Here is a 13351-nt window from a genome sequence, read left to right as displayed (position 1 = left end):
AGCGTAGCCTCGCGGTATGACCGCAGCGCAGCAGGTCAGCGAGTTCGAGTCCCTGCGACCGCATCTCATGTCCGTCGCCTACCGGCTGACCGGCACCGTGGCCGACGCCGAGGACATCGTCCAGGAGGCCTGGCTGCGCTGGCACGGGCAGAACGCCCGAAACGAAACCGCCATCTCCGACCTGCGGGCCTGGCTGACCACCGTGGTGAGCAGGCTGGGCCTGGACCGGTTGCGCTCGGCCGCGCATCGCCGTGAGACCTACACCGGCAACTGGCTGCCCGAGCCGGTGGTCACGGGCTTCGACCAGGACGACCCGCTGTCCGCGGTGGTGGCCAGCGAGGACGCCCGGTTCGCGGCGATGGTGGTGCTGGAGCGCCTGTCGCCCGACCAGCGGGTCGCGTTCGTGCTGCACGACGGCTTCGCCGTGCCGTTCGCCGACGTGGCCCAGGTGCTGGGCATCAGCGAGGCAGCCGCGCGGCAGCTGGCGTCGCGGGCCCGCAAGGCGGTCACCGCGGAGCCGGCCTCACTATCCGGGCAACCCGATCCGTCGCACAACGAGGTGGTCGGCCGGCTGATGGCCGCCATGGCCACCGGCGACCTGGAGGCCGTGGTGGCGCTGCTGCATCCCGACGTGATCTTCACCGGTGATTCAAATGGCAAGGCGCCCACCGCGGTTCACGTCATCCACGGGGCGGACAAGGTGGCCAGCTTCATGTTCGGCCTGGCCCGCCGCTACGGGCCGGCGTTCTTCACGGCCAACCAGCTGGCGCTGGTCAACGGCGAACTGGGCGCCTACACGGCGGGCAGCCCCGGCGACGACGGCCACTGGGAGATGCGGCCGCGGATACTCGCGATGACCGTGCGCGACGGAAAGGTCTGCGCCCTATGGGATGTCGCCAACCCGGACAAGTTCACCGGCTCGCCCCTGGGTCGTTGGTGACGCCAGCGCGAGGCCGAGCCGCAAGGCGCCGGCGGCCTCGGCGGCGGCCTCGGCGAACCGGCCGCCCAGCCCGACGAAGTTGAGGTACGCGTGTGGCAGGTCGGATTGGCGGCTCAGCGCCACCGAAACCCCAGCGGCGCAGAGCTTTTCCGCGTATGCGATCCCGTCGTCGCGGATCGGATCGAAGCCGGCGCTGCCGACGTACGCGGGCGGCAGGCCGGTGACGTCGCCGCGCAGCGGTGACAGCCGCGGATCGCCCGGGTCGGTCCCGTCCGGGACGTAGTTGGCCAGCGCCCAGCGAAGATTCGCGTCGGTGAACGTCGACGCCCGGTTGAACAGGTCGTGCGAAGGTCGCCGCGCGCCGAGGTCCGTCGGGGGATACATCAGCAGCTGGAAAGCGGGAACGGCGCCGCCCCGCCGCACCGCCTGTTGGGCCGTCACGGCGGCCAGGTTCCCGCCGGCGCTGTCGCCGCCGACCGCGACGCGGTCGGGATCCGCGCCCAGCCCGGCGGCGTGGCGATGCGCGTAGTCGAACGCGGCGATCGCGTCGTGCACGGCGGCGGGGAACGGGTGCTCCGGCGCGCGCCGGTACTCGACCGACAGCACGCGCACGCCCGCGCGCCCCGCCAGGTAACGCGCGACCGGGTCGTGGCTGATTCGGGAGCCGACGGAGAAGCCGCCGCCGTGGAAATAGACCAGCAGCCCCGACGGCGCGGGCAGGCCGGCCGGCGTGTACAGGGTGGCCGGGATGTCGCCGTGCTCGGCGGGGATCGAGACTTCCCGCGTCGCGACGGGGACCGGTGACTCGTACCGGATGAGGCGGGGCAGCCCGTCGTACCGCGCCCGCGCCGCGTCGACGGGATCGGTGAAAACGTCGGAGCCCGAACGGTTTTTGAGGCGGATGAACAGCTGCGCGTCGAGGTCCAGCTCCTGGCCGTCGATCCGAACCGGCGGGCCCGCCAGGAGTCGGCGGACCGGCCGGGGCAACCCGAACACGCTGTGGACCACTGCCGCCTTGATGCCTAGTGCTGCCATGTCCCAAGCGTGGACCCATCGTGCCGGGGGCGCTTGGACGGATCCGTCAGGATTGGCGAACCGCGCGCGCCAGGTCGCGCGGGGCCGACCCGGTCATCTCCCAGCACACCCGGGTGGCGTGCGAGCCGTCGGCAAACCCGGCCAGGTGGGCGGCATCGGTGACCGAGCGGCCCTCGATCACGTGGCCCATGGCGGCCACCAACCGCGCCCAGCGGATCGTGGCGGACAACGACGCCCCCGTCTGCTGCTTGCACAGTCGCCCGAGGTAATCCGGGGACAGCGCAACGGCATTCGCGACCGCGGCCACGTCGACGCGGCTCGGCACCCGGCTCGACACGACTTCGATCGCCCGGCGCAGCTGCGGGTGCACGGACCGCGGTACGTCCCGCCGTCCGCACAGCCGGCCGACCAGGAGGTCCGCCGCGGCGCGCGGGCCGTCCCCGTCCAGCGCCGCGGCCGCCGCCTCGGCCAGCGGTTGGGAGTCCTCGACGACCCAGACGCCTTGGTGCGCCGCGGCGTTCAGCGCGACGCCCTGCGGCGTCTGCAGCCCGAAATACAGCGTCACGGCGCCGGATCTCGCCTCCGAGCGCACCGCATGCCGGACGCCGCTGCCGACCACGACCAGCCGGCACACGTCGCGCCGGCCGCCCGCCCGGGTCACGGTCAGCGGGCCCTGGGTGCCGACCGTGACCTGGACGGCGGGGTGGTGGTGCAGCGCGAGATCGGAGAATGCGCCGGCCACCATGAGCCGACCCGGGCCCAGGTCCCAGACGCGCATGCCGCCACTCTAGCGCTGCGCCGGCGTCTCCCACGGGATGCGGCAGGCGTCCCCGGAATTGAAGCCCTGCTCGGTGATGCCCAGCGCGGAGTTCATCCGCGCCCGCATGTTCTCCAGCCCGATCTGGTAGGTCAGCTCCAACACGCCGGCGTCGCCGAAGCGGGCGCGCAGGTCGGCCACCTGCTCGTCGGTGACGGTGTGCGGGTCGGCGGTCATCGCGTCGGCGTAGGCGATGGCGGCGCGCTCGTCGCCGCTGAAAAGTGGCGACGTCGCGTAGTTGTCGATGTCCTTGAGCCGCTCGATGTCCAGACCGTCCAGCCGCTGCAGCATCGACCCGAAGTCGACGCACCACGAGCAGCCGATCGCGCGCGCGGTCCACAGCACCGCGAGTTCGCGCACGCCGACCGGGAGCGTCTTGGACGCCCGCTCGACCATGGTTTCGTGCACGGCGCCGGCGACCATCAGTTTGCGGTGGTGCGCCGAGACGGCGAACGGCTCGGGAACCTGGCCGTAGCGGCGCTTGGCGACCCGGTACATGGTCCGGGTCAGCAGCCCGGCGCGCTTGGGGGATAGGGGCTCGATGCGGGTTTTCTGTGTCATACCCCTTAGACGGGGCGGCCCGCGTAACTGTGACACATACCAGCGGTATGCGGCTAGTCTCTCGACCTGTGGTGGCGATTGCGAGTTGACGATGACCGCGCTGTTTAGCCGGGGCGCCGATCAGTACGACTGGCTCTCCGGCTACCTCGCGTCGCGGGGCATCAGCGGCGCCACCCGGGCCGTGATGGCCCTGATCTCCGCGTCGATGGTGTTGTGCCTCGTCGCGCTGCTGTCCGGCTCGGACGGTCCCCGCGAACCGGTGCCGGTGGCGATGACGTGGGTCGCCCTCGCCGGCGGGGTGGCGGGAATGTTGCTGTGGATTTGGCGCTGGCCGACGCGCACGCAATCGCTGGTGTACGCCATGACGTGCAACACCGCCGTCGCTTTGGCGTGCCTGGCCCACCCCAACCCGCTGGCCGCACTGATCGGGTGCGTCGCCTTCGCGACGTTCGGCGCCTACCTGGCGTTCTTTCACACCACGGGATTCGTGCTGTACAACTTCGCGCTGGCCGCCGCCGTCGGCTCCTGGGAGGCCTTGTCGCTGGCGAGATCGGGCCACCCCAGCCTCGCGGGGGTGGATCTGTGGCTGGTGATCGAGGTCAACATCGCCCTGCCGCTGGCCATCCGAATCCTGGTGCGCGCCTTGTCGGGCGACCTGCTGCGCGCCGACCGCGACCCGTTGACGGGCCTGCTCAACAGGCGCACGTTCCAGCACGAGGCGCTGGGCATGATCCTGGCCCGGCGCGGCATCGATTCCCACCTGATGGTGATGCTGATCGACCTGGACAACTTCAAGGCCCTCAACGACCGGTGCGGCCACGCCGCCGGCGACCAAGCGCTGGTCCAGGTCGCCCAGGCGCTGCTGGCCGCCGCCGACAACCAGGCCGTCGTGTCGCGAAGCGGCGGTGAGGAATTCCTGTTGGCCGGCACCTCCTCGGGCTGCAACGCCGAGTCGCTGGCCGCGCGAATATGTGCGGCCATCGCGGACTCCGCCGCGGGCGTCACCGCCAGCATCGGCACCGCCTGCGCGCGTCTCGACGACGCCGCGCCCGAACCGCAAGCTCTGCTAGGGGAGTTGATCAGCGCGTCCGATGCCGCGATGTACCAGGCCAAGCGGTTGGGCGGCAACCGAAGTCATCATCACGAACTCTGCTGACGGGCGCCACGGGCGGCTCAGCGGGAGAACATGATCGCGCGCTTGACCTCCTGGATCGCCTTGGTCACCTCGATGCCGCGCGGGCAGGATTCGGTGCAGTTGAACGTGGTCCGGCATCGCCACACCCCGTCGACCTCGTTGAGGATGTCGAGGCGCTCGGCGGCCGCCTCGTCGCGGCTGTCGAAGATGAAGCGGTGCGCGTTGACGATCGCCGCCGGCCCGTAGTAGCTGCCCTCGTGCCAGAAGATGGGGCAACTGGTGGTGCAGCACGCGCACAGGATGCACTTGGTGGTGTCGTCGTAGCGGGCGCGGTCGGTGGGGCTCTGGATGCGTTCCCGCGTCGGCGGATTGCCGGTGGTGATCAGGTAGGGCTTCACCGCCCGGTAGGCGTCGAAGAACGGCTCCATGTCGACGACGAGGTCCTTCTCCACCGGCAGCCCGCGGATCGGCTCGACCGTGATCGTCAGCGGCTTGCCCGGCTTCTTAGGCAACAGATCGCGCATCAGCACCTTGCAGGCGAGCCGGTTGACGCCGTTGATGCGCATGGCGTCCGAGCCGCACACCCCGTGGGCGCAGGATCGCCGGAACGTCAGCGTCCCGTCCAGGTAGCTCTTGATGTAGATCAGCAGGTTGAGCATCCGGTCGCTGGGCAGGCACGGCACCCGAAAGCTTTGCCAGCCACCGGTTTTCGCGAACGCCTCGGGCTGACCGGGGTTGAACCGGGCGATCTTCACCGTCACCATCACCGCGCCCTCGGGGACCGGCGGCAGCGGGGGTTCCAGAGTTTCGGCGTCCGTCATCAGTACTTCCGTTCCTTGGGTTCGTAGCGGGTCTGCACGACGGGCTTGAAATCCAGCGCGATGTCGCTCAGCAGGTCGGTGCCCTGCTTGTAGGCCATGGTGTGGCGCATGTAGTTGACGTCGTCGCGGTTGGGGTAGTCCTCGCGGGCATGGCCGCCGCGGGACTCCTTACGGTTCAGCGCGCCGACCACGGTGACCTCGGCCAGCTCCAGCAAGAAGCCCAGCTCGATCGCCTCCAGCAGATCGCTGTTGAACCGCTTTCCCTTGTCGTGCACGGTGATTCGGGAATAGCGCTCCTTGAGCGCGTGGATGTCGGTGAGCGCCTGCTTCAGCGTCTCCTCGGTGCGGAACACCGCGGCGTTGTTGTCCATCGACTGCTGCAGCGCGTTGCGGATGTCGGCGACGCGCTCGTTGCCGTGCTCGGAGAGGATGTCGCCCACCCAGCCGACGACCATCGCGGCCGGGTCCGGCGGCATGTCGACGAAGTCGTGACCCCGGGCGTAGCTCGCCGCGGCGATCCCGGCCCGGCGGCCGAACACGTTGATGTCCAGCAGCGAATTGGTGCCCAGCCGGTTGGCGCCGTGCACCGACACGCACGCGCATTCACCGGCGGCGTACAGGCCCGGGACGGTGGAAGTGTTGTCCCGCAACACCTGTCCGGTGACGGTGGTCGGGATGCCGCCCATCACGTAGTGACACGTCGGGTAGACGGGCACCAGCTCGTGCACCGGGTCCACACCGAGGTAGGTGCGGGCGAACTCGGTGATGTCGGGCAGCTTGGCCTCGAGCACGTCCTCGCCGAGGTGGCGGACGTCGATGTAGACGTAATCCTTGTTGGGGCCCGCGCCGCGGCCCCCCAGCACCTCGAGCACCATCGAGCGGGCGACGATGTCGCGCGGCGCCAGATCGACGATCGTCGGGGCGTAGCGCTCCATGAACCGCTCGCCGTCGGCATTGAGCAGCCGGCCGCCCTCGCCGCGCACCGCCTCGGAGATCAGGATGCCCAGGCCGGCCAGGCCCGTCGGGTGGAACTGGTGAAACTCCATGTCCTCCAACGGAAGTCCCTTGCGGAAGACGATGCCGATGCCGTCGCCGGTCAGGGTGTGCGCGTTGGAGGTCGTCTTGTACATCCGGCCCGAGCCGCCGGTGGCGATCACGACGGCCTTGGCGTGGAACACGTGGATCTCGCCCGTCGCCAGCTCGTAGGCGACCACGCCGGTGGCCACCGGGCCGCTCGGGGTCTGCGTGAGCACCAGATCCAGCGCGTAGAACTCGTTGAAGAACTGCACGTCGTGCCTGACGCAGTTCTGGTACAGGGTCTGCAGGATCATGTGGCCGGTGCGGTCCGCGGCGTAGCAGGCGCGGCGCACCGGCGCCTTGCCGTGGTCGCGGGTGTGCCCGCCGAAGCGGCGCTGGTCGATGCGGCCCTCGGGGGTGCGGTTGAACGGCATCCCCATCTTCTCCAGGTCGAGCACCGCGTCGATGGCTTCCTTGCACATGATCTCGACGGCGTCCTGGTCGGCGAGGTAGTCGCCGCCCTTGACGGTGTCGAACGTGTGCCATTCCCAGTTGTCGTCCTCGACGTTGGCCAGCGCCGCGCACATGCCGCCCTGCGCGGCCCCGGTGTGGCTGCGGGTGGGGTAGAGCTTGGTCAGCACCGCGGTGCGCACCCGGGGGCCGGCCTCGACCGCGGCGCGCATCCCGGCTCCGCCCGCGCCGACGATCACCACGTCGTATCGGTGTTGCTGGATCACGGCGCGCCTTTCACGAGATGTTCGGGTCGAAGGTCACCAGCACGTAGGTGCCCAGCACCAACGTGAACCCGATCGACAGCAGCAGCAGGCTGTTGAGCCAGAACCGGGTGGAGTTCTTGCGGCTGTAGTCGTCGATGATGGTGCGCAGCCCGTTGCCGCCGTGCAGCTCGGCCAGCCACAGCAGTGCCATGTCCCAGATCTGCCAGAACGGCGAATGCCAGCGCGCCGCCACGTAGTTGAAGTCGATGCGGTACACCCCGTCGTCCCACATCAGCATGATGAACAGGTGCCCGATCGCCAGGAACACCAGCGCGATCCCGGAGAACCGCATGAACAGCCACGCGAACTTCTCGAAGTTGGGGATGCCCGCCCGCCGGCGCGGCGAGCGCGGATTGTCCAGGCTGGCGGGGCGGTCGTAGAAGCGCTGCCGGACCGGCGCCGTCTCGCCGCGGCCGAGTTGCAGGTCGGGGCTGCTCATCGGAAGTGCTCCAGGATGTGGATGCCGGTCACCACGCCGGCGGGAACCATCAGCAGCAGGAAGACGATGCCGACGATCCAGAACATCAGCCGCTGGTAGCGGGGCCCCTGCGACCAGAAGTCGATCAGGATGACCCGGATCCCGTTCAGGCCGTGGAACAGCACCGCGGCGATCAGGCCGTACTCCATCAGGCCGACGATCGGGGTCTGGTAGTCGTGGATCACCGCGTTGTAGGTCTGCGGGCTGACCCGCAGCATGGCGGCGTCCAGGACGTGGACGAACAGGAAGAAGAAGACCGTGGCGCCGCTGATGCGATGCAGCACCCACGACCACATGCCGGGGTCGCCCCGATACAGGGTCCGGGGTGGTCGCCGCTTGCGCGCGGTGGCAGTACTCACCAAGTCCTCACCGCCCTTAACGTTGAAACGACAGTCAAGCCGGGCAATTCAGCCTAACCCTGCCAGCTCGAGGGTCGTGCCGAACAGTCCGCGAGGCGAACTGTCGTGTCAGAGTTAGGGTGACTGTCTCGAGCCGGCCATCGACAGCGGGATTCCAGGGAGGCGAGGGTGCCCGATATCGATTGGAAGGCGCTGCGCGACAAGGCAACCCAGGCCGCGGCGGGGGCCTACGCGCCCTACTCGCGGTTCGCGGTCGGGGCGGCCGCGCTGGTCGACGACGGCCGGGTGGTCACCGGCTGCAATGTGGAGAACGTCTCATATGGCCTTGGTCTCTGTGCCGAGTGCGGGGTGGTGTGCGCCCTGCACGCCACCGGTGGGGGCCGGCTGGTCGCGCTGGCGTGCGTCGACGCCGGCGGCGGCCCGCTGATGCCGTGCGGGCGCTGCCGTCAGGTGCTGCTGGAGCACGGCGGCCCCGAGCTGCTGATCGACCATCCGGCCGGGCCCCGCCGCCTCGGCGAGCTGCTGCCCGACGCCTTCACCGCCGACCTGCCCCGGGAACGCCCTTGACGGGGCCGGAATACGACCCGGCGTTCGACGCGCCGACGGTGATCCGCACCAAGCGCGACGGCGGGCGGCTGTCCGATGCGGCCATCGACTGGGTCGTCGACGCGTACACCCACGGCCGGGTCGCCGACGAACAGATGTCGGCGCTGCTGATGGCGATCTTCTGGCGGGGCATGGACCCCGGCGAGCTCGCGCGGTGGACGGCGGCGATGCTGGCGTCCGGCGACCGCCTGGACTTCCGCGACCTGCCCGTGCCGACCGTGGACAAGCACTCCACCGGCGGCGTCGGGGACAAGATCACCCTGCCGTTGGTCCCCCTCGTCGCCGCCTGCGGCGCGGCCGTGCCCCAGGCGTCGGGCCGCGGGCTCGGGCACACCGGCGGCACCCTGGACAAGCTGGAAGCCATCGCCGGGTTTTCCGCCGCGCTGTCCGGCCGGCGGGTGCGCGAGCAGCTCCGCGACGTCGGCGCGGCCATCTTCGCCGCCGGCGAGCTGGCGCCGGCCGACGCCAAGCTGTACGCGCTGCGCGACGTCACCGCCACGGTCGAGTCGCTGCCGCTGATCGCGAGCTCGGTGATGAGCAAGAAGCTGGCCGAGGGGGCGGGCGCGCTGGTGCTCGACGTGAAGGTCGGCTCCGGGGCGCTGATGACCTCGGAGGCGGCCAGCCGCGAGCTGGCGCACACCATGGTGCGGCTCGGCGCGGCGCACGGCGTGCCCACCCGGGCGCTGTTGACCGACATGAACCGCCCGCTGGGGGCCACCGTGGGCAACGCGCTCGAGGTCGCCGAGGCGCTCGAGGTGCTGGCCGGCGGCGGGCCGCCCGACGTGGTGGAGCTGACGTTGCGGCTGGCCACCGAGATGCTCGAGCTCGCCGGGATCGCCGACCGCGATCCCGCCGAGGCGCTGCGCGACGGCACCGCGATGGACCGGTTCCGCCGGCTCATCGCGGCCCAGGGCGGCGACCTGTCGGTCCCGTTGCCGACCGGATCGTGTTCGGAGACCGTGTCCGCCGGCCGGGGCGGCACAATGGGCGATATCGACGCGATGGCAGTGGGTCAGGCGGCATGGCGGCTCGGCGCGGGGCGATCCCGCCCGGGCGAAGCGGTGCAGGCGGGCGCGGGCATCCGGATTCACCGCCGGCCCGGGGAGCTTGTCGCCGCCGGCGAGCCGCTGTTTACCCTCTACACCGACGCGCCCGAGCGCTTCGGCGCCGCGCTGGCCGAGCTGGACGGCGGTTTCAGCGTCGGCGACACAGAACCGGCTGGCCGGCCGCTGATCATCGATCGGATCGCCACGTGAAACTGGACCTAGAGCAGATCAAGAAGGCGCCCAAGGCCCTGCTGCACGACCACCTCGACGGCGGGCTGCGGCCGTCGACCGTGATCGACATCGCCGCCGAGACCGGCTACGACGGCCTGCCCGCCACCGACGTGGACGAGCTGGCGAAGTGGTTCCGCACCCGCTCGCACAGCGGCTCGCTGGAGCGCTACCTGGAACCCTTCTCGCACACCGTGGCGGTGATGCAGACGCCCGACGCGCTGTACCGCGTCGCCTACGAGTGCGTGGAGGACCTGGCCGCCGACGCCGTGGTCTATGCCGAGGTGCGCTTCGCCCCGGAGCTGCACATCGACCGCGGGCTGTCCTTCGACGAGATCGTCGACGCCGTGCTGCAGGGTTTCACCGCCGGCGAGAAGGCTTGCGCCGCGGCCGGGCGTCCGATCAAGGTGCGGCTGCTGGTCACCGCCATGCGGCACGCCGCGGTGTCCCGCGAAATCGCCGAGCTGGCAATCCGGTTCCGGGACAAGGGAGTCGTCGGATTCGACATCGCCGGGGCGGAGGCCGGCAACCCGCCGACGCGCCACCTGGATGCCTTCGAGTACATGCGAGACCACAACGCGCGCTTCACCATTCACGCCGGCGAGGCGTTCGGCCTGCCGTCCATCCACGAGGCGATCGCGTTCTGCGGCGCCGACCGGCTGGGCCACGGGGTGCGCATCGTCGACGACATCGAGGTCCTCGAGGGCGGTGGCGTGCGGCTGGGCCAGCAGGCATCGATCTTGCGGGACAAGCGAATTCCGCTGGAGCTGTGCCCCAGCTCGAACGTGCAGACCGGGGCGGTCAAGAGCATCGCCGAGCATCCGTTCGATCTGCTGGCCCGCACCCGCTTCCGGGTGACCGTCAACACCGACAACCGCCTGATGAGCGACACCACGATGAGCCTCGAAATGTACCGGCTGGTCGAGGCTTTCGGCTACGGGTGGAGCGATCTGGAGCGGTTCACCATCAACGCGATGAAGTCGGCCTTCATCCCGTTCGACGAACGGCTGGCGATCATCGACGAGGTGATCAAGCCGCGCTACGCGGTGCTGATCGGTTAGTCGTCGATCGCCAGCCGTCCGGAAAACGGGTCGAAGCGACCTACCGGGGCATGCCGGTGTGGTGGCGGCGGCCCGTCACGGCCTCGTAGATCGCGATGAGCACGACGGCCGCGGCGACCCCGATGAAGAAGGGAATCCAGGCGATTCCGCCGTTGGCGTTGTGGTAGCCGAACTGGGCGGCCACCGCCGAACCGATCAGGCCACCGACGGCGCCGAGCACGACCGTCATGATCATGCCGACGCTTTGCTTGCCCGGCATCACGAGGCGGGCCACCACACCGATGATGGCGCCCACGATGATCGCCAGGATGATTGATCCGATCATTGCAGCTCCTGTCGTAGCGGCTCCCCGAGTGGGCGCCGTCTGATTGCGGGTTCCCCGAACCGCCGGGCTTGTAACCCCTTGTGCCCCCAAACAATGTCTGTCGCCGTCGGTTCCGCGGTGAGACCATGTGGGGATGGAACACGCCCGTCTCACCGCCGAGCAGGTCCACAACGTGGCCTTCGGCAAGCCGCCCCTCGGCATGCGCGGCTACAACGAGGACGAGGTCGACGCATTTCTTGACGTCGTGGAGGCGGCGTTGCGGGATCCGTCCGGCCGCGCCCTCACCGCGGAGCAGGTTCGCAACGTGGCCTTCTCCAAACCGCCCATCGGGATGCGCGGCTACAACAAGGACGAGGTCGACGCGTTCCTTGAAGCCGTTGCGGCCCAGCTGCAACCGGGATCAGGCGCGGCGATCACCGCCCCTTCGCACGCGCGCGACCGCGCCCCCGAGTCCACGGGCCGCCGGATCCTCAACACGTTCGCCACCATGGTCCGCTGGATCGCCGATTGAGGCGTCAGCCGCTGCAGCCGTTGAGGTCGATCGTCGAGCCGGGGCCCGCGGCGTCCAGGGCCGCCGCGTCGGCCGCGTCCTGGAACAACGCCTGCCGTCCGGCCAGCGTTTTGCCGTCGCTGCTCTCCGCGACCGAAAGACAGCCCAGTCCCGAGACGACCACCTGGCAGTCGTTCGTCTTGCCCGTGACGTCGCACCACAACACCGCGGCGTCCTCCGCCTGGTTTCTGGTCCGGTAGTTCTGCCGGATCGCCACCTGTCCGGCCGAGGTCGACGCCGCGATCGCGCCCCAGCATCCGGGCCTGCAGTAGAAGTCGATGTCGGCCCGGGCCGCCGGCGGGGACAGCACCGGCGCGGCGGCGGCGACGAGGCCGATCACGGCGGGCAGCACAACGTTTTTCATGGTCACGACCTCTGCGACGGCCCCCGCGAGATCACCATCGCAGCCGTAGCTTTCGCCGCGATGAGAACCGGCCCTGAGGCGCGTTAGAACGCCGCGTGCAGCAGCGCGTCGACGTTGCCGTGAAAAAGGCCGGGCATGTCGGGCTCGGCGCAGCCCATCCGCCGGTAGTCGTCCAGCGGGGTGGCGGTCCCCTCGGAGTGGGGATAGTCGCTGCAGAACATGAACACGTCACCGCTCAGGGTGGCCAGCTGCTTGGGGTTCTCGTAGGAGAAGGAGGACACCCGCACGTGGTCGAGGAAGTACTCGCTCGGTCGCCGGGCCAGCGGGGCCACCGGCTTGCCGTTGAGCTGGGCGGTGAACGCGGCGGCGCCGTCCAGCATCAGCAGAAACTGCGGCACCCAGGCGGAGCTGAGCTCGACCACGCCGAAGCGCAGCCGCGGATGCCGGTCGAAGACGCCGTGCAGGATCAGGTCCGACAGGGCCAGCGCCGGCGGCACCCACAGGAACACCGCCTCGGTGGCGGGCACCAGGTCCTCGGCCGGATCGTCGGAATACCAGCAATCGTCGAAGACGCGGACCTGGTCGGCGACGTGGAACACCGGCGTGACGGCGTGGTCGGCGAAGGCCGCCCAGATCCGGTCGTGCGCGGGGTGCGACAGCGCCCGGCCGTCCACCGGTCCGGCGCCGATCATGGCCAGCGTGACCCCGGCGCCCGCCAGCGCGTCGAGCTCGGCCTCGAGCCAGGCCGGGTCGCGCAGCGTCAAGTGCGCGACGGGGTGCAGCCGCCCGCCGCCCTCGGCCCGCACCACCGCGCACCACCGGTTCCACGCCGTCATGTTGGCGGTCATCGCCGGGAGCGACGACGAGAGGCGGCGCTCCCACAGCAGGCCGAAGTTGGGGAACAGCACCGCCTCGTCGAGCCCCGCGCCGTCGAGCCAGCCCAAGCGCGCCGTCGGCTCCCAGTACGCGGCCGGCAGCGCCTCGTCGTAGCGGTAGGCGGCGGGCTCACCGGCGCGCTGCCGCTTGCGGTGCTCCCCACAGGACGCCGTGTCGCCGGGCAGGTGGACGTCGGCCAGGGCGAGGCGGCCGCCGCGCCAGCTCAGCCAGGTGTAGCCGAGCCCGTCGTCGACCAGGCTCAGCGCGTCGTCGCGCGCCGCCGAGTCGATGTGGTCGGACCACAGCGCACGGCCCTCGTAGAGGTGCTGGTCCGAGTCGACGATGCGGGTCACACC

Annotated in this window: 15 protein-coding genes and 2 pseudogenes; 7 read left to right on the top strand and 10 right to left on the bottom strand. The window is 70.3% G+C overall.

Translation table 11 applies throughout. The features are described from left to right. Positions 1-16 precede the first annotated feature (16 nt). Positions 17-940, top strand: a complete 924-nt coding sequence (locus tag AWB89_RS14475) for a sigma-70 family RNA polymerase sigma factor (RefSeq protein WP_085174465.1) — start codon at positions 17-19, stop codon at positions 938-940. Here the strand turns inward: AWB89_RS14475 and AWB89_RS14470 are convergent. The 3 genes and pseudogenes from AWB89_RS14470 to AWB89_RS14460 form a co-directional block, all read right to left on the bottom strand. Then, on the bottom strand, positions 884-1975 hold the full coding sequence (locus AWB89_RS14470; RefSeq protein ID WP_085174463.1) for an alpha/beta hydrolase: 1092 nt from the start codon (positions 1973-1975) through the stop codon (positions 884-886). The two genes, AWB89_RS14475 and AWB89_RS14470, sit on opposite strands and share 57 nt — an antisense overlap. Before the next feature lie 46 nt (positions 1976-2021). Beyond that, positions 2022-2753: a helix-turn-helix domain-containing protein gene (locus AWB89_RS14465; RefSeq protein WP_085174461.1), complete on the bottom strand. Its 732-nt coding sequence runs from the start codon at positions 2751-2753 to the stop codon at positions 2022-2024. Positions 2754-2762: 9 nt separating this feature from the next. Next, positions 2763-3407, bottom strand: a pseudogene (locus AWB89_RS14460) (carboxymuconolactone decarboxylase family protein); the annotation flags it as partial. A 37-nt stretch (positions 3408-3444) separates the two neighbouring features. Here AWB89_RS14460 and AWB89_RS14455 point away from each other — a divergent pair. Beyond that, positions 3445-4509, top strand: a complete 1065-nt coding sequence (locus AWB89_RS14455; protein ID WP_085096204.1) for a GGDEF domain-containing protein — start codon at positions 3445-3447, stop codon at positions 4507-4509. Between the two features lie 17 nt (positions 4510-4526). Here the strand turns inward: AWB89_RS14455 and AWB89_RS14450 are convergent, their stop codons facing one another. The 4 genes from AWB89_RS14450 to sdhC are packed head-to-tail and all read right to left on the bottom strand — an operon-like array spanning position 4527 to position 7876. Next, positions 4527-5309: a succinate dehydrogenase iron-sulfur subunit gene (locus AWB89_RS14450; RefSeq protein WP_085174457.1), complete on the bottom strand. Its 783-nt coding sequence runs from the start codon at positions 5307-5309 to the stop codon at positions 4527-4529. Further along, complete coding sequence (gene sdhA, locus AWB89_RS14445) at positions 5309-7063, bottom strand: succinate dehydrogenase flavoprotein subunit (protein ID WP_085096201.1); 1755 nt, start codon at positions 7061-7063, stop codon at positions 5309-5311. Before sdhA ends, AWB89_RS14450 begins: the two co-directional genes overlap by 1 nt. A 10-nt stretch (positions 7064-7073) precedes the next feature. After that, the gene (locus tag AWB89_RS14440) at positions 7074-7541 is read right to left on the bottom strand and encodes a succinate dehydrogenase hydrophobic membrane anchor subunit (protein ID WP_085096199.1); all 468 of its coding nucleotides are present in this window, start codon (positions 7539-7541) and stop codon (positions 7074-7076) included. Next, complete coding sequence (gene sdhC / locus AWB89_RS14435) at positions 7538-7876, bottom strand: succinate dehydrogenase, cytochrome b556 subunit (RefSeq protein ID WP_241519317.1); 339 nt, start codon at positions 7874-7876, stop codon at positions 7538-7540. Before sdhC ends, AWB89_RS14440 begins: the two co-directional genes overlap by 4 nt. A 231-nt stretch (positions 7877-8107) precedes the next feature. Between sdhC and AWB89_RS14430 the strand changes: the two genes are divergently transcribed. Genes AWB89_RS14430 through AWB89_RS14420 form a run of 3 tightly spaced genes read left to right on the top strand, consistent with a single transcriptional unit; the run spans position 8108 to position 10880 of the window. Further along, on the top strand, positions 8108-8506 hold the full coding sequence (locus AWB89_RS14430; RefSeq protein WP_085174455.1) for a cytidine deaminase: 399 nt from the start codon (positions 8108-8110) through the stop codon (positions 8504-8506). Further along, positions 8503-9801 carry a thymidine phosphorylase gene (locus AWB89_RS14425; protein ID WP_085174453.1) on the top strand — a complete coding sequence of 433 codons (1299 nt, stop codon included), beginning with the start codon at positions 8503-8505 and terminating at the stop codon, positions 9799-9801. Before AWB89_RS14430 ends, AWB89_RS14425 begins: the two co-directional genes overlap by 4 nt. Then, positions 9798-10880, top strand: coding sequence for an adenosine deaminase (locus AWB89_RS14420; RefSeq protein ID WP_085174451.1), 1083 nt, complete (start codon positions 9798-9800; stop codon positions 10878-10880). The genes AWB89_RS14425 and AWB89_RS14420 overlap by 4 nt, the downstream gene beginning before the upstream one ends. Before the next feature lie 40 nt (positions 10881-10920). Here the strand turns inward: AWB89_RS14420 and AWB89_RS14415 are convergent, their stop codons facing one another. Further along, positions 10921-11205, bottom strand: a complete 285-nt coding sequence (locus AWB89_RS14415; RefSeq protein ID WP_085096189.1) for a GlsB/YeaQ/YmgE family stress response membrane protein — start codon at positions 11203-11205, stop codon at positions 10921-10923. A 133-nt stretch (positions 11206-11338) separates the two neighbouring features. On the opposite strand from AWB89_RS14415, the pseudogene AWB89_RS27980 reads away from it, so the two are divergent. Beyond that, a pseudogene (locus AWB89_RS27980) lies at positions 11339-11464 on the top strand (DivIVA domain-containing protein); the annotation flags it as partial. Beyond that, the gene (locus tag AWB89_RS28290; RefSeq protein ID WP_277621914.1) at positions 11450-11716 is read left to right on the top strand and encodes a DivIVA domain-containing protein; all 267 of its coding nucleotides are present in this window, start codon (positions 11450-11452) and stop codon (positions 11714-11716) included. The pseudogene AWB89_RS27980 and the gene AWB89_RS28290, both read left to right, overlap by 15 nt. A gap of 4 nt (positions 11717-11720) precedes the next feature. On the opposite strand, the gene AWB89_RS14405 is transcribed toward AWB89_RS28290, so the two are convergent. After that, positions 11721-12119, bottom strand: a complete 399-nt coding sequence (locus tag AWB89_RS14405) for a DUF4189 domain-containing protein (RefSeq protein ID WP_142280135.1) — start codon at positions 12117-12119, stop codon at positions 11721-11723. Positions 12120-12202: 83 nt separating this feature from the next. Further along, complete coding sequence (locus AWB89_RS14400; protein ID WP_085174445.1) at positions 12203-13348, bottom strand: amidohydrolase family protein; 1146 nt, start codon at positions 13346-13348, stop codon at positions 12203-12205. Positions 13349-13351: the final 3 nt, after the last annotated feature.

Origin of the sequence: Mycobacterium paraense (assembly GCF_002101815.1) — a bacterium.
Taxonomy (GTDB): domain Bacteria; phylum Actinomycetota; class Actinomycetes; order Mycobacteriales; family Mycobacteriaceae; genus Mycobacterium; species Mycobacterium paraense.
The sequence above is the reverse complement of the archived record's forward strand: the minus strand, read 5'-3'. Positions and strand labels throughout refer to the sequence as shown.